Annotated in this window: 13 protein-coding genes; 5 read left to right on the top strand and 8 right to left on the bottom strand. The window is 64.8% G+C overall.

Annotated features, from left to right (window positions below; all coding sequences use genetic code 11):
* Positions 1–6 precede the first annotated feature (6 nt).
* The gene (locus tag QRN04_RS01675) at positions 7–1,443 is read left to right on the top strand and encodes a DUF58 domain-containing protein (protein WP_284974408.1); all 1,437 of its coding nucleotides are present in this window, start codon (positions 7–9) and stop codon (positions 1,441–1,443) included.
* Positions 1,440–4,007 carry a transglutaminase TgpA family protein gene (locus QRN04_RS01670; protein ID WP_502868744.1) on the top strand — a complete coding sequence of 856 codons (2,568 nt, stop codon included), beginning with the start codon at positions 1,440–1,442 and terminating at the stop codon, positions 4,005–4,007. The genes QRN04_RS01675 and QRN04_RS01670 overlap by 4 nt, the downstream gene beginning before the upstream one ends.
* A 138-nt stretch (positions 4,008–4,145) precedes the next feature.
* Here the strand turns inward: QRN04_RS01670 and QRN04_RS01665 are convergent, their stop codons facing one another.
* Together QRN04_RS01665 and rsmI are read right to left on the bottom strand one after the other, a co-directional pair.
* Positions 4,146–5,627, bottom strand: a complete 1,482-nt coding sequence (locus QRN04_RS01665; protein ID WP_284974407.1) for an NAD-dependent succinate-semialdehyde dehydrogenase — start codon at positions 5,625–5,627, stop codon at positions 4,146–4,148.
* A gap of 161 nt (positions 5,628–5,788) precedes the next feature.
* Complete coding sequence (gene rsmI / locus QRN04_RS01660; RefSeq protein ID WP_350224903.1) at positions 5,789–6,619, bottom strand: 16S rRNA (cytidine(1402)-2'-O)-methyltransferase; 831 nt, start codon at positions 6,617–6,619, stop codon at positions 5,789–5,791.
* A gap of 195 nt (positions 6,620–6,814) precedes the next feature.
* Here rsmI and QRN04_RS01655 point away from each other — a divergent pair, with 195 nt between their 5' ends.
* Positions 6,815–8,548, top strand: a complete 1,734-nt coding sequence (locus tag QRN04_RS01655; protein WP_284974406.1) for a dolichyl-phosphate-mannose--protein mannosyltransferase — start codon at positions 6,815–6,817, stop codon at positions 8,546–8,548.
* Positions 8,549–8,558: 10 nt separating this feature from the next.
* Positions 8,559–10,391, top strand: a complete 1,833-nt coding sequence (locus QRN04_RS01650; protein WP_284974405.1) for an AMP-dependent synthetase/ligase — start codon at positions 8,559–8,561, stop codon at positions 10,389–10,391.
* Between the two features lie 6 nt (positions 10,392–10,397).
* On the opposite strand, the gene QRN04_RS01645 is transcribed toward QRN04_RS01650, so the two are convergent.
* The 4 genes from QRN04_RS01645 to QRN04_RS01630 form a co-directional block, all read right to left on the bottom strand.
* Positions 10,398–11,765: a TIGR01906 family membrane protein gene (locus QRN04_RS01645; RefSeq protein ID WP_284974404.1), complete on the bottom strand. Its 1,368-nt coding sequence runs from the start codon at positions 11,763–11,765 to the stop codon at positions 10,398–10,400.
* Positions 11,766–11,980: 215 nt separating this feature from the next.
* A complete protein-coding gene (gene ahcY, locus QRN04_RS01640; RefSeq protein ID WP_284974403.1) occupies positions 11,981–13,459 on the bottom strand; it encodes an adenosylhomocysteinase in 1,479 nt (492 codons plus the stop codon).
* 50 nt (positions 13,460–13,509) lie between these two features.
* Positions 13,510–13,728: a Trm112 family protein gene (locus QRN04_RS01635; protein ID WP_284974402.1), complete on the bottom strand. Its 219-nt coding sequence runs from the start codon at positions 13,726–13,728 to the stop codon at positions 13,510–13,512.
* Positions 13,729–13,912: 184 nt separating this feature from the next.
* Positions 13,913–14,290 carry a DUF3499 domain-containing protein gene (locus tag QRN04_RS01630; RefSeq protein ID WP_284974401.1) on the bottom strand — a complete coding sequence of 126 codons (378 nt, stop codon included), beginning with the start codon at positions 14,288–14,290 and terminating at the stop codon, positions 13,913–13,915.
* Positions 14,291–14,431: 141 nt separating this feature from the next.
* Between QRN04_RS01630 and QRN04_RS01625 the strand changes: the two genes are divergently transcribed.
* On the top strand, positions 14,432–14,962 hold the full coding sequence (locus QRN04_RS01625; RefSeq protein WP_284974400.1) for a metallopeptidase family protein: 531 nt from the start codon (positions 14,432–14,434) through the stop codon (positions 14,960–14,962).
* Here the strand turns inward: QRN04_RS01625 and QRN04_RS01620 are convergent.
* Both QRN04_RS01620 and QRN04_RS01615 read right to left on the bottom strand, forming a co-directional pair.
* Positions 14,956–16,713 (bottom strand): DUF5719 family protein, encoded by a 1,758-nt coding sequence (locus QRN04_RS01620; RefSeq protein WP_284974399.1) that lies wholly within the window; start codon positions 16,711–16,713, stop codon positions 14,956–14,958. The two genes, QRN04_RS01625 and QRN04_RS01620, sit on opposite strands and share 7 nt — an antisense overlap.
* Positions 16,706–20,029, bottom strand: a complete 3,324-nt coding sequence (locus QRN04_RS01615) for a glycosyltransferase family 2 protein (RefSeq protein WP_502868743.1) — start codon at positions 20,027–20,029, stop codon at positions 16,706–16,708. The genes QRN04_RS01620 and QRN04_RS01615 overlap by 8 nt, the downstream gene beginning before the upstream one ends.
* Positions 20,030–20,046: the final 17 nt, after the last annotated feature.

Genomic DNA, 20,046 nt, shown 5'->3' with positions numbered 1-20,046 from the left:
CGGAAGATGTCGGTAGCGGGGTGGCTCCCCAGGCATTTGTTCACCAACCGCGGGTGGGGCCTGTTGGCCAGCGGTGCGGTGTCCCTTGGCTGCGCAGCCGTGATGGGCAGGCGCGACCTGCTGACCTTGGCTGTGCTGCTGTTCCTCTTACCTTTAGTCTCCTTGGCAGGGGTTCGGATGCTCAAGCCCTCCTTTCAGGTGTACCGGGAGTTCAACCCGTCCACTGTTGAAACCTCCGCTGCCACCACCGTTCGCTTAGCGGTTGCCCGCTCCGGGTTCGACTCGGGCCATGTGACCATGGAGGAGCAGTTACCTCCGCGATTTGGCAGCCCTCCTGCCTTTCGTTTTCCCGCAAGATCCGCTTCAGGCGGGACCAGCCGCTACGAGTACCAGTTACGGTCCGGCAAGCGCGGTCAGTTCCGGATCGGTCCGGTGACCGCTGAATTCAGCGACCCTTTCGGCTTGTCCTTGCGCCGACACTCCATCGGCGACGGCGACATCCTCACGGTGACGCCGGCCGCCGTCGAACTTCCGGTGACGGGCCTGGCCGGGGCCAGGGGCAACGACGGCGTCACAGCCACCCGGGTCCGGGCCAACCCGAGTGATGACGACATCATGACCCGGGAGTACCGGCACGGGGACCCGATGCGGCGCGTGCACTGGGCGGCGACCGCGCGGCACGGGCAACTCATGGTGCGGCAAGAGGAATCGGTGACCACTCCGGAGGCCACGGTTATCCTCGATCATCGGTTCACCGCCTTCGCTGCCGGGCTCGGCACGGGCTTCAGCGGCCATGACGAAGACTCGGACCTCATCACCGGGCCGGGATTTGAGTGGATGGTCACAGCGGCCATGTCCATCGCGGCCCACTTGGCGGAGCGGAACTATTCCCTGCGCCTCCTCGACGCGTTCGGAAACCCTGCGTTCCTGCATTCACGATCGGCACCGGACCCCGAAGCAGAGGAATTCTCCGGGGTCGGCGGCTTGCATGCCATCGCGGAGGGGCTTGCCGCGATCGAACTGACCGGCCCCCGGCACGCTCGTCCCGAGCACCAGAAGCAGGAACACCATGACGGGGCCGCCGGAACGGTAGGTGCTGATTTCTCCGACGCCCCCTTCGATGACGGGTTGATGGACAAACTTGCCATGCACCGGCTGCGGGGCCCGCTCTTGGCCCTCGTTGGAAACCTGACCGTAGCTGAAGCCCGGGCCCTCGCACCGGCGGCAGGTTACGGCGCCAACGCCTTTGCCCTGGTGATGACTGACAGGGTCCACACCCGAGACGAGGCGGTGGAAATTCTCTCCAGGGCCGGGTGGCGTGCCGCCGCCGTGACAGCCCGGACACCATTGGCCCAGGCATGGTCGGCCTTCGAAGAAGGCGGCATCGTGGCGGCGGCCGGAGCAGCCATGGACGTTCGACGCGGAGCAGCGGTGCCGCGATGACAGCCGGACAGGAACATCGGATACGTCCGAACCCGGGCGGGGATGGCGCATCGCCGGACTCCCGAACAGCGGGCTCAGCGACAGCAGGCTCCCCCACAGCGGGCTCGCCCACGTCCGGAACCCTGACACGCGAGTCCCGCACAGCCGGCCCGGGTGCCTACCCGTGGCTCATGGCGGGTTCCATCGCGGTGGCCGTCCTGGGTTCGTCATTGTCCCTCAATGGGGTTTTCCGGGGCTGGGCTTGGCTGCTGCCACTGATCACCACGGTGACCGTGGCCGCACTGAGCTTGGCTGGCCTCCGTTCACTCAGGGCGCGTCCGTTGCTGGCCACCGCCGGCTCGCTGGGCATGCTGGCAGCCATCTTGAGTTTCATCTTTTGCAGGCAAGAAAGCCTGCTCGGGTTCATCCCCACCCCGGCTACCTTGGCCGCCGTCGGCAGGCTGATGCAGCGGGCAGCAGAAACCGTAGTCTCCGAGACGGCACCCGTTGCGCCCAACGCGGGAATTGTTTTCGTTATGTGTGCCTGCCTGGGCCTGTTGGTCATCCTGATGGATGCGCTGGCCGTTCCGCTGTCCATGCCCGCTGTCAGCGGTCTGGGGCTACTTGCTGTCATGGTGGTTCCAGCCACCGTCAAACCGCAGAGTGTGGGCGTGGCCGGGTTCCTCGGGGCGGGGATCGGCTACCTGCTCATCCTCGGTACCAGCCAGTGGTTTGCCCATGACCCTCGCCTGCAGTCCGGCTCCACACGCGGTTCTTCGCAGTTCAAGCGTTCCATGGTGGCCGGCGGGCTGGCTCTTGGACTGGCTCTGGTGGTCCCCTTGGCGATTCCGGGTTTCGACTCCGGTACTTTCCCCCAAGGCTCGCGATTGAGTCCTTGGGGGACGGCCAACGGATTGAACCCGATGATCACCTTGGGCAACAGCCTGCGCAGCCCTACGGGTGCAGGACGGATCACCTATGCCACGAGCTCCGGAAGCGCCGAGTACCTGAGGTCGGTCACCATAGACAGCTTCGACGGCGAAACGTGGTCGCCCGACGATCGGGCCGGTCAACGCCGTCCCGGTACGGACAAGATCGACGCCGGCTACACCCTGCAGGGCCCCACCGTCCCCGCCGTCACTTCCATCGACGCCGGCCAGTTCACCAGCCCGTACCTTCCGGCGCCGTTCGCCCCCGCGTCGGTCAACGGGCTCAGCGGGAGTTGGACGTGGGACCCGGCCACTTTGAGCATCATGAGCACGGACAGCAGTACCCGCGGGCAGCGGTACGTGGTTTTCTCGGCGTCGCCCAAAATAACCGCCCAAGCCCTGGCGCTGGCCAACGCCGCTCCCCGCGGCATCTCCAACGACTTTCTCCGGATCCCGGCTAACCTCCCGGACATCGTGCGGAAGACCGCCAACACAGTGACGGCATCCGCCGGCAACAACTACGACAAGGCGCTGGCCATCCAAAAGTACCTGCGCTCCAGCGAGTTCACGTATTCGCTCCAGGCTCCCGTCCAAAACGGCTATGACGGCAACGGACTCTCCGTCCTGGCCGACTTCCTTACGGTCAAGAGCGGCTACTGCGTGCACTTCTCCTCCGCCATGGCGGTCATGGCGCGTGTTGAGGGTATCCCCAGCCGCGTTGCTGTGGGCTACGCCCCCGGGCATCCCACCGGACAGTCCGTCGCACTGGTTGGCCAAGGGTCATTCCCTGAATATGAGGTGGACGCCCGCGACGCACATGCTTGGCCCGAGCTTTACTTCGAAGGCCTTGGATGGGTTCCGTTCGAGCCCACACCTTCCCGCGGGGTTGTTCCCGATTACGCGACCGATCCCACGGTTCCCGGCAGTATCACCTCAAACACCGATGAAAAGAACAGCGCTGCGACCCCCGAGGCGCCCGCGCCCACCGCCACCCCGACGGCGGGAGCTGCCGCTGCCGTTGCCGGTCCCGCCGAGGCCAGCACACTTCCCGTGATCAGTGTTGGGGCTGCCGGCATCCTGCTGCTGGTTGCCTTCCTCTGCTCTCCCCGGCTGGCCCGGACAGCGCAGCGCCGCCGGCGGCTCGCTGTTCGCCCACCAGCGCGTGCCGGCACCCCGCCGCCTGGGTACCGGGACCCGGCTCCCGGGCTTGCGTGGGCGGAGTTGCAGGACTTGGCCACCGATTACGGCATGCCCTCCGCGCCCAGTGAAACGCCGCGCCACTTTTCCGCCCGGCTACGTGCCAGCGCCGCCTTGGGGCAGGCAGGAGGCATTGACGACGCCGCCCACGTGGCAGTCGCATCCCTTACCTCCGAGTTCGAACGCGATCGGTACGGCCAGCCTGCGGGTCGCGGTGGCATACCACCAGCGACAACACCGGCTGCGCCGCGCATCGCCGTCGTTCGCGAATCGCTTCGGATCAACGCCCGCCGGTCCGTGCGCTTCCGCGCCGAGTGGGTCCCGCCGTCGTTGATGCATCGGTGGTCCCGCGGTTTGGGGGCGCCGTTCCGGTCGCTGCGCACGGGGGGTAAGTCCGCGGGGTGGGCCCTTACCCGGAGCTGGCGAAAGCTGGGCAGGTTGTTACCCGAGAGGCGATAAGCGCCGGTAAGTCTGACGGGCCACAGCCATGACCCGCTACAGCAAAGAGCCCGGCGCCGGAACTTGTGGTTCCGGGGCCGGGCCCTTTACGTGCGTCAACCGTTCTTGTTGCGAGAGCGGTGGACTGCATCCTGCAGCCTAGTCGGCGTAGGGGTCCGCGATACCTACGTACTGGGTGTAGAGGTACTCTTCGATGCCTTCGGAACCGCCTTCGCGGCCCAGGCCGGACTGCTTGACGCCGCCGAACGGTGCCGCCGCGTTGGAGATGACGCCGGCGTTGAGGCCGAGCATGCCTGTCTCCAGGCGTTCGCTGATGCGCAGGCCGCGGTTGAGATCCTTGGTGAAGACGTATGCCACCAGGCCGTACTCGGTGTTGTTGGCCAGGCGAACGGCGTCGTCCTCGGTGGAGAAGGTAACGATCGGGGCTACCGGACCGAAGATTTCTTCCTGGAGGATGCGGGAATCGGCCGGGACGTTCTTCAGGACCGTGGGCTGGTAGAAGTAACCGGGACCGTCGACGGCGGAACCACCGGTAACTGCCTCGGCGCCGGCTGCCACAGCCTCGGTGACCAAGGCGTGGACGCCATCGCGGGCTTTGCCGTCGATCAACGGACCCACCTTGGACTCAGGCTCGGTGCCACGGGCCGTGGTGAGTGCACCGATCTTGGCGGCGAACTTCTCAGCGAAGGAGTCGGCAATGGACTCGTGCACAATGAAGCGGTTGGCAGCCGTGCAGGCCTCGCCCATGTTGCGCATCTTCGCAGCGATGGCACCTTCAACGGCCTTGTCCAGGTCAGCGTCTTCGAACACGACGAACGGGGCGTTGCCACCGAGTTCCATGGAGGTGCGCAGGACCTTGTCCGCAGCTTCACGGATCAGGGCCTGGCCCACGGGGGTGGAACCGGTGAAGGAGATCTTGCGCAGGCGGTCGTCCTTGATCAGCGGGCCGGTCACGGCGCCAGCCGTGGAGGTCTGGATGACGTTCAGGACACCTGCCGGAAGACCTGCCTCTTGCATGACCTGTGCGAACAGCAAGCTGGTCAGGGGGGTGAGGTTGGCGGGCTTGAGCACCATGGTGCAGCCGGCGGCGACGGCGGGGGCTACCTTGCGGGTGGCCATGGCCAAGGGGAAGTTCCACGGCGTGATCAGCAGGCAGGGGCCAACTGGCTTCTTCTGCACCAGGAGGCGGTTCTTGCCGTCAGGGGCTGCCGAATAGCGGCCGGAGACGCGAACGGCTTCCTCGGAGAACCAGCGGAGGAACTCAGCGCCGTAGGTGACCTCGCCACGGGCTTCGGCCAACGGCTTGCCCATTTCCAGGGTCATCAGCAGGGCAAAGTCCTCGGCCCGCTCGGTGACCAGTTCAAATGCGCGGCGCAGGATCTCGCCGCGTTCGCGCGGGGCGGTGCGGGCCCAGTCAGCCTGGGCGGCGGCAGCGGCGTCGAGGGCGGCCGCGCCGTCTTCGGCACCGGCATCGGAGATGCTCAGCAGGACCTTGCCCGTGGCCGGGTCCTCTACATCAAAGGTCTTACCGGATCCCGCCGGGCGCCACTGACCGTTGATCAGCAGGCCAGTAGGGACAGAAGCCAGCAGTTCGCTTTCGCGTTCAACCGTGACAGTCATGGCGACTCCTTCGTCTTGGGTGCCTTTGGAGAAGTGCACCGCTTGGGTTCCTTGCCAGAAGTGGCTTGAATTACTGCCACCGTACTGCCCGGCAAGAAGCAGTGTCTACGCCGTCGCGCACTGCCTGGGCATCGCCGATTTGTGCAGGTGCACAGCTCTGATCAGCGTGCTGCCAGGACCGCCGAGTAGAGTTCCCGTTTGCTGACCCGGGCGTCCTCGGCCACAGCCGCTACGGCATCTTTGAGGCGGATGCCTTGGGAAATAAGCTCGTTCACAGCCGCCACATGGTCCTCGGGCTTGCCGGGTTCCTGTTCGGGCGCACCAGCGACCACCACGGCAATTTCGCCGCGGACCTCATTGTTTTCAGCCCACTCCAAGAGCTCGCGCAACGTTCCGCGGAGGACCTCTTCGTACGTCTTGGTCAGTTCACGGCAGACGGCGACGCGGCGTTCCGCGCCGAAGCGCTCGTGCAGCGCACGGAGCATCACTTCAAGGCGGTGCGGCGCTTCGAAGAACACCATGGTCCGCCGCTCGTCAGCCAGTTCGGCCAGGCGGGAGTTCCGCTCTCCCGACTTGCGCGGCAGGAAGCCTTCAAAGCAAAAGCGGTCGGTCGGCAGCCCGGACAGGGCCAACGCAGTGAGCACGGCAGACGGCCCGGGAACGGCCGTGACGGTAAGCCCGGCAGCAACTGCTCCTTCGACCAGGCGGAAACCGGGATCGGAGACCGCGGGCATGCCGGCGTCGCTGACCATGAGGATGGTCTTTCCGGCGCGTACGTGATCCAGCAACTCGCCCGTCTTGGCCACTTCATTGTGTTCGTGATAGCTGATCACGCGGCCGGTTACTTCCACGCCCAGCGCGGTGACCAAGCGATGCAGCCTGCGCGTGTCCTCCGCTGCCACGATGTCCGAGGTGGCAAGCAACTCGACCAACCGCGACGACGCATCGCCCACGTTGCCAATGGGGGTGGCTGCCAGAACGATCCTGCCCACACCCGGGGCTCCCTCCGGTCCCGCAGCCGCGGAACCCAGACCAACCAGTTCGTCGCTGAAGTCCTCGCCCACCTCGGCATGAGCGTCGTCACTGAAATCGGCGTTATCCGGGGTTGCCTGTTGTTCGTCCACCTGCCAAGCCTAATGCCGCGCGGGGTCAACCCTGCAGCGGGAATCGAAAGGTAGCATGGGCGGGTGAACCAGACGCTCGTTTCCGACGCTACGTCCAGCACCCCTGCGGCGTCATCCGTCAGTGGCCAAGACGGCTCCGGCCGAACTCCGGGACGGGCGCCTGGCCGCGGACTCGAACGCCACAGCTGGATAGCACGCCCGGCGGAGGCATTCACCGAGGCGGCCCTGCGGGAACGGCTGATCGGGACCATCCAGAGCTGGCGGGACTATCCGGCGTCGTTGCGCCTGTGGTTTTGGCTGATTCCCACCATCTCGGCCGTCTTGGCCGGCATCCTGCGCTTCTTCCGGCTCGATACGCCACACAGCTTAGTCTTCGATGAGACGTATTACGTCAAGGATGCTTACTCCTACCTGGTCAGCGGCTACGAGCGGAGCTGGCCGGCGCAAGCCAATGACTCGTTCAACGCAGGAAATCCGAATGTCCTCCTGGACACGCCCGAGTACGTAGTCCACCCTCCCGTGGGCAAATGGATGATCGCTTTCGGGATGTGGCTGTTCGGCGGCGACAACCCGTTCGGTTGGCGTTTCAGTGCGGCGTTGACGGGCACGTTGACGGTCTTCCTGGTTTCGCTCATTGCCTTGAAGCTTTTCCGTTCACATACGTTGGCTGCCATAGCGGGGCTGCTGCTCGCGATCGACGGCCACCACCTGGTGCTCTCCCGCACCTCGCTTCTGGACATCTTCCTGACTTTCTGGCTCCTGGCCGCTTTTGGCGCCCTGCTGTTGGACCGCGACGACGGCCGCCGTCGCCTGGCCTCCCGGCTCGCCGCACAAGCGGCTGCTTCGGCCGATTCCCGGCCTTCCGCCATGCAACTGATGACCGGCCCATGGCTTGGGATGCGGTGGTGGCGCCTGGTTGCCGGAATCTGCATGGGCTTGGCGGTGGGGACCAAATGGTCGGCCCTGTTCTTCGTGGCTGCCTTTGGAATCATGACTGTCTTGTGGGACATGAATGCTCGGCGCGTCGCCGGAATCCGGAACTGGTTCAGCACGGGCATCGTCAGGGACGGACTACCAGCGTTCGTGACCCTCATTCCCGTTGCCGCCGTAACCTACGCTGCGACGTGGACCGGATGGTTCCTCTCCAAGGACGCCTACTACCGGCAGTGGGCTGCCACGAACCCGACGCCGGGTTGGGATTGGCTCCCCGCTTCCGTGCGATCACTGGTGCACTACCACATTGAGGCGTTCAACTTCCATCAGGGCCTGACCGCCGATCACCCCTACGAATCCAGTCCCTGGACCTGGCTTGTGATGGGTCGGCCTACATCGTTCTTCTATGAAACTCCCAAGCAGGGCACGCCGGGCTGCGACGTGCAGGCCTGTTCGTCCGCCATCCTGCCGTTGGGAAACCTCGTAGTGTGGTGGGGCGGAACCATCGCCCTGGTGATCCTGCTCTTCTGGTGGGCCGGCCGCCGCGACTGGCGCGCAGGAGCGGTCTTGGCCGGAGTAGCAGCCGGATATCTGCCCTGGTTCATGTATCCCGAACGCACCATGTTCATCTTCTACGCAGTGTCCTTCGAACCCTTCTTGGTCCTGGGACTCACCTACGTACTCGGCCTTGTCCTGGGGCGCAGCAATGATCCGCCCTGGCGCCGCCGGTCCGGGCTCTACGCAGTAACCCTGGTACTGGTGGTGGCGGTGCTGTTAACAGCGTTCTTCTATCCAGTACTGACTGCGGAAGTGATCAGTTACCAGCAGTGGCACATGAGGATGTGGATGCCGTCGTGGATCTAGGGACACGCTCGTGAGGGAAGCAAGTACGGAGCTCCTGGTCGAGGCAGATGAAAGCACCAACGTCACGGGCCTTCTTCTGGAACGTTGCCACACAGATCCTTTCGGCATCTTGTACGCGCACAAGACCCCTAACGGCTGGCTCAATGTTTCTGCTGCCAGGTTCCTCGCGGACGTCACCGATCTGGCGAAGGGGTTGATCGCCGGCGGCCTGAACCCTGGCGATCCCGTAGCGGTGCTCTCCCATTCAAGCTTCGAATGGACACTGGTGGATTTCGCCATCTGGATGGCGGGCGGGGTCACCGTCCCCATCTACGAGACGTCCTCTGCGAGCCAAATTGAGTGGATCCTCGCTGATTCCGGAGCCCGCCGCGTCTTCGTGGAGGACTTGGCGAAGGCGGGCATGGTCCGTTCCTTGGTAGACAAATCGACTGCGCTGGGTGACGATCCAGTCACCATCATCCGTATGGATCACGACGGCGACGCCCCGAACCTCACCAGCCTGGCCGCCGTCGGCATGGGCATCTCGGATACCGAGGTGGAGCGCCAGCGCAGCACGGCAACGCTGTCCGACGTCGCCTCCATCGTGTACACCTCCGGCACTACAGGCCAGCCAAAGGGTTGCGAAATCACCCACGGCAACTTCGTCCGGGTAGCCCGCAACGTCATACCGTTCCTCCCTGAGCTGCTCATGCAGCCCGGTGCCCGAACACTGATGTTCCTCCCCCTGGCGCATGTCCTCGCTCGCGCCGTCCAGGTTGTCTGCCTCACTGCGGGAATCACCTTGGGGCACAGCGCCGGTGCTGCCGGGCTGATGGCGGATCTCGGTTCCTTCAAACCCACATTCCTGCTGGCCGTCCCCCGGATCTTCGAGAAGGTGTACGCCGGGGCCAGCCACGCGGCCGCCATGAGCGGGCGTTCCGCTTTGTTCGCCGCGGCATCTGCCACAGCTGTGGAGTATTCGACGGCGGTGGACCTCGCCGCCCGCGGCGAAGGGGCAGGTCCAGGGTGGCTTTTGGGGCTCAAGCATTCAACGTTCAACCGGCTCCTGTACCCCAAAGTCCGCCAGGTCTTCGGGGGAAACGTTGGGTTCACGGTTTCCGGTGCGAGCCCGCTCAGCCTGCGGGATAACCACTTCTTCCATGGCGCCGGCGTTCCGGTCCTCGAAGGCTATGGCCTGACGGAAACCACGGCCCCGTGCACGGTCAACACGCCCGGCATGACCCGCATTGGATCGGTCGGCATACCACTGCCCGGAACCACCATCCGCGTGGCGCCCGACGGTGAGATCCTGGTCAAAGGCATCGGCGTTTTCAAGGGCTACCACGGCAATCCAGAGGCCACCGAGGCCGCGTTCGTGGATGGTTTCTTCCGGACCGGGGATTTAGGGGAACTCGACGAGGACGGATTCCTGACCATCACCGGCCGCAAAAAAGACCTGCTGGTCACCGCTGGTGGTAAGAACGTGGCGCCGGCGCCCCTGGAGGAGAAGCTCCGGGAACACCCGTTGATCGCCCACGCCGTGGTGGTTGGAGAGGGCCGACCATTCATCGCGGCCTTGCTGAGCCTTGATCCGGAAGGCCTCGCTCAGTGGTGCTCACAACAGAAGATAAAGCCCCTGTCCGTGGTTGAAGCAGTTGAGGATCAGCGCGTACGGGCAGCCGTCCAACCCGCCGTCGACGAGGCCAACAAGCTCGTTTCGGCGGCGGAGTCCATCCGGAAGTTTGAGTTCATCACTGCCGATTTGTCCGTGGAATCGGGCCATCTCACGCCATCGCTCAAGCTCAAGCGCGCGGCTGTGATCCACGATTTCCAAGGAGTCGTGGACAAGCTCTACCGAAAGTAACCGCCCCTACCGCTTGGCCCGGGTTTTCGCTTCCCGACGATCATCATCTTCGGCGTCTATCGAAGCATTGCTGGCGTGCGCGCCCGTGTGGGTTCCGGCGTCGAGCGTTTCCGCATCCTCGCCACCCCCGTCGACGCCGGCAAATTCGCCCGAGCTGGAGTCACCCTGGTCGGAGCCTTCTACCGTTGCGTCCTGGCTTGCGGCCTTGCGCTGTTTGCGCGGAGGAAGTCCCCTCCGACGGCGGGTGGGCCACGTGAAGATGAACGTCAGCACGGCCGCGATGAAGACCAGGGCACCGATCACGATGCCGGCGTCCACCCAGAACTGGCTCGGGAAGAGGCGGATCAGGGTGTCATCAAGCGAGAAGGTCCAGGTGCCGTTGGCAAAGAAAACGTGGTGGAAATCGGTGAAGAACTGCTCCCAGTTCAGCGTACCCAGGACACCCAAGGCGATGATGATGACCAACGTGACGATCGAGCCGGCGAAGAGGCCGCGACGGACCCCGCCCTTGCTGCGCTTACGAAGGTACAGGATGGCGATGATGCTCAGCAGCACCAGCAGGAGACCACCAAGGAACGTGGACAGGATCACGACCTTGACGTCGGCCATGTGGGCAACTTCGCCGTCACGGAAAAGCTTGGTGCCGTCTTGGTTGACCAAGCCTCCCAAGTAGCGGGGACCGGCCCAGTTGCTCAAGTAGTCCACAGCATACGAGCCATAGGTCATCCGGTCATCGGTGCTGAAGCCGTAACCGTCTCCGGGAAAGCCAGGACGGTTGTACTCCACCCACAGGAACAGCGGGCTGGTCACGGCGCGGACGGCCAGGACCAAAAGGATGATCGGGTAGAAGACAGCCAGCAGGATCTGAAAAACACGGGGGCCAACGGGCTTGACCTTGGCTGCTTGTTCACGCTCGGCGTTGCGGCGGGCAACCTCCTCTTCCGGCGGACGGACTTGGAGGGCCGACGTCGGCAGCGGCTCCGAATACGTGGACTGCTCAGAGTACGCGGACGGTTGCTTGTCCACAGGCGTGTGGGCCAAGGTATCCGCGAACACGGGAGTCTCGGCCACTGGCTGGTCGGCGCCAGCGGACCCCGCTTCGGCGGCTTTCCGGTCGGCACGCGAACCGGGCTGCTCGGTGGAGCCGGGCTGCTCGGTAGGGCCGGGCTGCTCGGTGGGGCCGTCTAGGCTGGCGGTAGCTCCGGCGGCGGTGCCCTGCACCTCGTCGGTGGGCGCCGCTGCGGAAGAACCGCTGGACGAAGCTGGCTTCATCCAGTCAAAAGCCGGCTCGTCCGGGTCCTCATGGGAACCGGTGTCGGGCTCTTGCGGTGTCTGGCTCTTGTCGCTCACAGCGGGTTTCACTTCCGTAGGCATCCACCGGCAATATCCTGCCGCCGGCTCTCTTCTCTGCAGTCGAGCCTACCGTCAGGCTTTGGGCCGACACGAGGAACAACCCCGGCCGCGGCCAGATTGAAATGCAACTGTAAGCTCGCTGTCATTAGGCGGCGCCGACGGACGGACCGCCGACGCCGCATGATTCGCTAAGCGAATAAGGCACAGGGACAAGGCACAGCCGGACCGGAACACTCCTAGTAGCGGTAGTGCTCCGCCTTGTAGGGGCCAGCGACGTCCAAGTCGAGGTAATCTGCCTGGTCCTTGCTCAATTCGGTCAGTTCCACGCCCAGGGCGTCCAAATGCAGGCGCGCCACCTTCTCGTCCAGGATCTTCGGCAGGACATAAACCTGCTTTTGGTATTCACGTTCGCCGGCAGGCTGGGTCCTCTTGGTCCACAGCTCGATCTGCGCGATGGTCTGGTTCGCGAACGAGTTGCTCATCACGAAGGACGGGTGACCGGTGGCGTTACCCAAGTTGAGGAGGCGTCCCTCGGACAGGACGATGATGGAACGTTCGTCCTCTGAACCGGCGTCGAACACCCATTCGTGGACCTGCGGCTTGATTTCGACTTTCTTCACACCGGGCAGCTTGGCTAAGCCGGACATATCGATTTCATTGTCGAAGTGGCCGATGTTGCCCACGATCGCCTTGTTCTTCATGCCGAGCATGTGCTCGGCCATGATGACATCCTTGTTGCCCGTGGTGGTGATGAAAATGTCGCCCTGCGCCAGGACGGATTCCAGCTTGGCAACCTGGTAGCCGTCCATGGCGGCCTGCAGGGCACAGATGGGGTCGATTTCCGTGACAATCACCCGCGATCCCTGTCCGCGCAGCGCCTCTGCGGCGCCCTTGCCGACGTCGCCATAGCCGCAGACGACGGCGACCTTACCGCCCATGAGGACGTCGGTGGCACGGTTGATCCCGTCCGGCAAGGAATGGCGAATGCCGTACTTGTTATCGAACTTGCTCTTGGTCACGGAATCGTTCACGTTGATGGCCGGGAAAAGCAGCTTGCCCTGCTCGGCGAGCTGGTACAGGCGGTGCACGCCGGTGGTGGTCTCTTCGGTGACGCCCTCGATGCGGGCCGCCAGCCGGGTCCACTTTTGCGGGTCGGCGGCCAATGTGCGGCGCAGGAGGTCAAGGATGAGGGTGTACTCCTCAGGATCTTCCTCAGTGGCTGCCGGCACTGCACCGGCGGCTTCGAATTCCACGCCCTTATGCAGCAGCATCGTGGCGTCACCGCCGTCGTCGAGAATCATGTTGGGACCGAGTTCAGGATTGGTCTCCGCGCCGGGCCACGTCAGGATCTGCTCCGCGGTCCACCAGTACTCTTTGAGGGTTTCGCCCTTCCAAGCGAAGACCGGGACACCCTGCGGGTCTTCCGGCGTACCTTTACCAACAACGACGGCGGCCGCCGCCTCGTCCTGCGTGGAGAAGATGTTGCAGGAAGCCCAGCGGACCTCGGCACCCAAGGCTGTGAGAGTCTCAATGAGGACCGCAGTCTGCACTGTCATGTGCAAGGATCCAGCGATCCGGGCACCCTTCAGTGGCTGCTCCGCGCCGAATTCCGCACGGAGCGACATCAGGCCGGGCATTTCGTGCTCAGCAAGGCGGATCTGGTGCCGGCCCGCCTCCGCGAGGGAAATGTCAGCCACTTTGAAGTCGAAAGTCATGGAAGTTCCTTAGGGATTAACCGGACGTGCGGATGTGGAGGGGAAGCCGTTCAGGCCTGGGAATCGGTGTGGCTGGAGCCCGCAGCGTTGGCGGCTGCCAAAAGTTCCGGGGGAAGCAGCAACGGAATGCCGTCCTCCATCGAGTAGCGGAGCTTTTCGCCGTCGGCTCCCGGCTCGGTGGAGACCAATTCTTCCCCCTCCTGGACCAGTGGGGAACCGGTCACGGGGCAGCGCAGGATGGACAACAGTTCAGGACTGACCTTTGGCATAAATGATGCTCCCTGGATGGCGCCGTGGTGGCACGCTAGGTGGACTTATCTGCTGATCCCAGCCTACCGCGCAGTCCCTCCCATGGTCCGCGGACGACGAATTGCGTCCCTGGCTCGCGGCCCTGCCTCCACCTGCAGCGACCCGGTGACGACGCCTCGCGTGATTTGTCTCAGTGGGTAAGAGCTACGAAGGTTCGCGGAGTACGCGCAGGTGGGCGCGGCGGGTTCCTTCCGCGGCAGCCGGCGGCTCAATCTGCGGGTGGCTGTGCCGCGCGGCGGTCTCCGGAGCTGCCGAGGCGGCCTCCCTGACAGCATTCGCCAAGGCAAGCAAGTCATCGGGGCCAGGCTCAGGCCTAGTAGTCGGCATCGCCAAACGCAGGACCTCCCAGCCACGAGGAACCGTGAGGCTGCCGGCGTGCTGGGAGCAAAGGTCATAGGCATGCGGCTCGGCGTAGGTGGCCAGCGGGCCCAAAACGGCCGTGGAGTCTGCGTACACGTACGTCAAAGTGGCCACCGCAGACTGGCGGCAGGCCGATCTTGAACACTGACGGATAGCACCCACAACACCCCAGATTAGCGCTTATGGAGACCTACCTTGTGCATTGGGGCCGTGACCCGCACAAGAATTTCCCCCGGGACGGCACTCTTGCCGTTCCGGCCTGATGATGTCGCGTTGCCGGTCCCTCCGGACTAAAGTCGATACATGCAGTCACAGCCACACGTTCCCGGATTCACCCCCCGGTGGACTGAAGCAGAGGGGACTGACGCCAGTGGCGATCAGGCGGAGCAAAGCGCTGGCCCGGGCCGCAGTTTCCGGAGGCGCAGGCGAAACCGCCATGGCCGGGGACTGCGCGGTGAGTTGATGCTCCCGAACCTTCCCGGTTTCCGTTCGCGCTCCGAGCGCTTTGATGACATGGTGCTGGACTCAGCGGAACGGCTCCAGGACATGTGGGGAAAGCAACTCGACGGCGTACTCTTCGCCGTCGACGAGATCCCACCTGACTTGGAGGTGCTGGTCGCAAAAGGCGGCCCCGCACCCATGGGGTCCTACACGCCCGGAGGCCGCGGCCAAGCACCCATGATCACCGTGTACCGGCGGGTTGTGGAGCAGGGCTCAACCAATCGCGAGGAACTCCAAGACCTAGTGCATGACGTGGTGGTGGAGTACACGGCAGAAATGCTCGGCGTCCCGCCGGAGACGCTTGACCCTGTCTACCGCCGTCGTTATCAGTAACCGACTGAAACCGGCACCTTCTGCAGTCCAGCGGCTGCGTCCGGGATGGCGACCACCGAAACATCATTTCGGCCGTCCTTACCAAGGAGCAGCGCGCCATAGACCGGATCGCCCGAGGCTGAAACGACGTATCCCGCCACGGCAGACGCTCCGGACTTTGCCGGCAGATCGATCGAGGACGTCGTCCCTCCGGACATGTCCACGGATACGGCTTTGCCGATCTTCCCATCCGTTGTCACCGGAGCGTAGCTGACCCTTCCACGACCTACCGGAACGCCGAAGGTCAACGATGCGTTGCCGTCCCGAGGAACCGCCACGAGATGCTGGCTGCCGAGCCGTGCGGAGGCCGGCGACCAAGCGAAGTCGCTTGGATCATTCACTGTTCCGCCGCGTGTCACCCGGGCCGAGGCAGTAAAAGCCACATCCGAGGTGGCGCCCACCGAATACGTCCCGGCCGGCAGTCCGTCCAGGTTCAGTGTCGCTACGGTGCCGCCCTTCACCGTCACTACTCCCCCGTTCGGAATCTGACGCTCGCCGTTGGCGCCGTAGACGTGAACCTGGATGACCGCGTCAGCGGATCCGGGAACGGCCAGCTGCAATGCGGGGAGGGCATCCGCGAAGTCGGATTTGCCGCCGAGCGCCTTGATCGCCGCGGTGTCCTGGATATTGACCGCGGACATCACTTGGAGGTTGGAGGGCGCAGCGCCTGGGGACAAGTACTCGACGCCGCCGGGAACCAACCCCCGCAGCACGCTCTGTTGAATGGTTCCGGCAACCGGGCCGCCGGTACTGAGGAGATGGACGGCAAGCTGGGCTTGTCCAGGGGCCAGTCCCCCGAGATTGATGGATCGGGTTGTTCCCGGGGCCACCAACAGGCCGCGAGCATCTGCAGCCTGAATCGGCCCTTGGCTCCCGAACAGATCAAGGTTCACCGTGGCCGGGGTTGTGGAGGCATTGCTGATATTCAGCACAGCGGTGCGGCCAACTGACGTGCTCGCTCCAAGGATCCAGGCATCGTTGCCGGGCTGCTGGCACTGCGCTGAGGCAAGCCCGCGCAGATCGCCGTCCGTGGCGGAGTACGTAACGTTTGCAGCCATGGATGCCTGCTCATTGCCGATGGGATCGGCACCCACAACGGTTGCGGACGTCACCGGACTGATGGAGGCCATAGCTGCCGCCAAGACCGGAGGGCCGGTTGTCGGCGTCGGACTGGCCGTGGGTGCCTTAGCGATCTCAGCCACCGCACCGCCGGACAGCGCGGTCACTTTACTTCCGGGAATGACGCCGGCCGCATTGCTCAGCACCACGGCATTGAGCGCGCTGGTTGCTGTGGTCGATACGGGGCTGAACGCGGCATCGGTGTCGGCGAGGCTCCCATTGAGCAGCCGCGCCGGTTCCGGGCAAACTCCGAGCGCTTGGCCTGCCGGGACATCCGCTTGCGGTATGTTCAGCGACTTACCACCGGACGGCCCGGGCAGCACCGACGCTGCAGCAACCGCGGCTCCGCCTGCAGCAAGGATCACGACGCCGGAGAGCACCCCAACGATCACGCCCTTGCGGGATGTACGGGATCTTTTCTTGGGCGGGCCTGAGTCTTTCGCGCGGATTGAACCGCTTGACTCCCTTTTGCCCGGCACCTTGGCGCTGGTGGATTTGGCGCTGGTGGATTTGGCGCTGGTGGCCTTGGCGCTGTCAACCTTGGCGCCCTGCACGTCACCGGCGTCGTTGACGCCGTTCAGCTCGTCAGACATTGCTGTACTCCTTACGGAGGGAAACTTCATCCCTCGACATGCCGGTCCGCGTGCGTCGAGCGGGCACTGGGACGGCAAGCAACACGGTCAGTCCGATCACGGCGACTTGGAGGATGCCCAACCACAACGCCCACGGGTTGGTGTAGCGGACCTCGAGGTGTCCACCGCCAGCGGGGAGTTCAAATGCTTGTGACCATCCCGAGGTGGTGGCCTTCAGCTGGTGACCGTCAATCGAGGCACTCCAGCCGGGATCTGACCTCTCAGCCAAAACCACCATGCGGCCGGCGTCGCCGGCAGGCACTGGAGCGTTGACGGCAACATCCTCGGACGGGAGGTAGCCCGCAGTTGCGCCTTTTGAGTCCACGATGCGGGCCCGGTGGGCTGTATCGGCCGCCGTGGAAGCGGCCTGGTCCCGTGAGACAACACGCCACAGCCAACCGGCGTCGGTCTGGCCTACGGCGACGAGCCCTGGTACCGCGTCGATCCTGCTGGCGGTCAACTGCGCGGCATTGTCGGCGGCCTTGAGCACCACAAAGCCAACGCCGAGCTGCTCAAGATCGGCTCGGGGGTCCACGCCCGTACTTGCAACGATGGTGGCCACGGCCCTGCGCAAGGAAGTGGTGGCGGGATCGTCCGCAGCAGCTTCCTCCCGCCCCGGAGGGCCGATGATCGTGCGGGCTGATGCAATGGTGGAGAGGCTATCCATCGTGGTGCCTTCACCCCTCATCAGCGACGACGTGAAGGTGCCCTGTTCGCCGCTGGTGATGACCAAGCTACGGGCCTTCTCGGGTCCGTGGCCAAGGTCGACGGCGGTGGCCGGCAACGTGGCGTGGTCCACGGGCCACACTTGGCGGGCAACACCGAGAGATGCACCGGTAGCGGGGACGGCCCCGGAGCCAGGAGACGGCATCAACACATTCTGGGCAGCCCAAGCAGTCATGGATGCCAAGGGCCCGGCAACCATGAGTGCCACTATCAAGCCCGAAGCCACACGGCGTATGGCCGGCTTCCGCCCGGATCTGGTGGTGCTGGCTCCACCGGTTGCGAAGAGTTTTTCGGCACCCAGCAACGCCGCGCACAGCAGTAGAACGCCGGCCGCAGAGATAGCCGGGCCTGTGAAGGGGCCCACCATCACTGAATTGTTCATCCCGGTCGCCAGGTGGCCTACCAGCCAGCTGCTCGCCAGCGTGGCCAAGGCTGCCAACCAGAACACGCGGACAAGCGCGGTGCGCCGGCCCGGGAGGAAAAGGGCGATGACAGCCAGGAGCAACACCGGCACGCCAATGAGGCAGGCCAACACCAAGGCCCAGGGGAAAGAACCGTGCCCGAAGACGGACAGGCCCGTCAGGCCGCCGTCGACGTCAAACGCCAAAGGTTGGCCAAGGAGCTGCTGCCACAAGGGCGCAGCGTTGAAAGCGAGAGGCAGGCCGGGATCGGCCAGCAAAGCCCGGGGCCGGTCGAGGACGGAGATCGCGTAAGGCAGGAACAAGACAATGGTGGGAAGGAGGGACCACCACAGGGTCTTACCCCGCTGGCCCAATATCACCGCACCAAGCACCACGGAAACCACGATGGGCGCTATGAGGGAGGGCGCTGACGCCGTGACCACTGCCATGGCGAGCCCGGCCGCCGCAGCAGCAGTCCAGGACGGTACTCCGTTGATTCCCGGTTTCTTGACCCGGACTGTCCGCTGGCCCAGCTGGCGCTGGCCCGGGGAGCGCCGCTGATCAATCGCGGCACCGCAGGCCCGCAGCAGTGCCAGCAGCAGCAGCGGCATCAACAGGTGGGCAAGCAGCGCACCCACACGGCCCTCATTGACCGCCACTAGGAGTGAGGGGGCTCCGGACCAGGCCAAGGCCGCAATAACCCGGAAGCGCCGCAACCTGGTGAGGGCACCCGCGGCGAACCACGCGGCCACAGCCGAAAGAGGAAGCGCAAGCACAAAGAGCCACACCATGGCTCCATTCCCGGCCCCGCCGCCGGCCAAAGACAGGAGCCACAGGACGTAACCAAACGGATCCCCGTGGCCAGGCAATCCGGCTCCCAGTGAAATCCACCATGCGGAGGCGTTGGCCCAAACAGATCCGGCGGCGGAGGACAGCGGGAGCAATGCCCCGCCCGCCACGGAACCGGATCCAACAAGCCCCAGGAGGCCCACGAGCGCGGCGGCCAGGGCAACTAACGCGGCAGCTACTGCGCCCGTTCCCACCCATCCGCGCTCGTTGGTTGCGAGGGCAGCGAAGTCGTCAGCGGCGTCGCCGCTGGGCTCCGGCGCCAAGAGGTCCGAAACAAGCGAGTCATCCGCGGGCCGGATGGCTTCGAGCAGGGATCGCCTGTTGGCACGGACTTCACGGGTTGGTTTCTGCAACTTCCGGACAAGGGACCGTGGCACCCGCCGCGTTTTTGCGGCGACACGACGGGCGCGGAGTACAGCTGCCGGCCGCATCAAAGCTGCGACTGTAGCGGTTAACTGCGAGAAGCCATAGCCCGGTTCCTTGACCAGGATGCTCAGCAGGAGTCGGATCATTGCGCCTAATAGGGCGCCCAAGGCCTGGAAGGGGACGTTCCACCAGGCCGCGTGCTTAAGCCGCATGTGGATTTGGGCTTTCCGCGCGGCGGAGGAAGTGCCCAAGCCGTTAGGCCGGTGCTCCACATGGAACATATGGGCGCTGGGGACCACAATCACGCGGTTTCCGGCCAGCCAGTTCCGCCAGCCAAAGTCGACGTCGTCGCCACTTCCGGGCAGTGCGGGGTCAAAGCCCCGGAACTGTTCCCACACGTCCCTGCGGACCAGCATTCCGGCGGAGTTAACGGCAAAGGTGTCCGTGCGGTTATCGTGCTGGCCTTGGTCGACTTCATCGGCGTCGATCAGCGTGAGGCGCTCAGCCCAGCGGCTCGTGGACAAGCCCACGTCCACCAAATGCCGTTCGTTGTCCCAACCCAGCTGCTTGCAGCCTGCGACGGTAACCGACGGCGCGCGCTCCACGGCATGCAGCAGCTCAGCCAAGGCGTCCGCCCCCGGTGCTGCGTCGTCGTGCAGCAACCACACCCAGTGGACGACGCCGGTTGGTTGGCCGACGCTGTCCGGGGCCGGGGCGAGGTCCTGAAGTCCGGCCATCACAGCGGCGCCGAATCCGGACTTCGCCGGAGGGTGGAACGACGTGACGTTGCCCGGGCCCAGGGCATCGCGGAGCAACGCCAGCGAGTTGTCCGAGGATCCTGCGTCAACGCCAATGGCGGCATCCGGCGAACGTGTTTGGTTCGACAGTGCCGCCAGTGTCCTGGGGAGATAGTTGCCGCCGTCGTGGGAAACCACGACGGCGGTAACGTGAA

Source organism: Arthrobacter sp. efr-133-TYG-104 (assembly GCF_030208915.1).
Lineage (GTDB): Bacteria > Actinomycetota > Actinomycetes > Actinomycetales > Micrococcaceae > Arthrobacter.
This window is presented reverse-complemented; position numbering and strand designations above follow the sequence as displayed.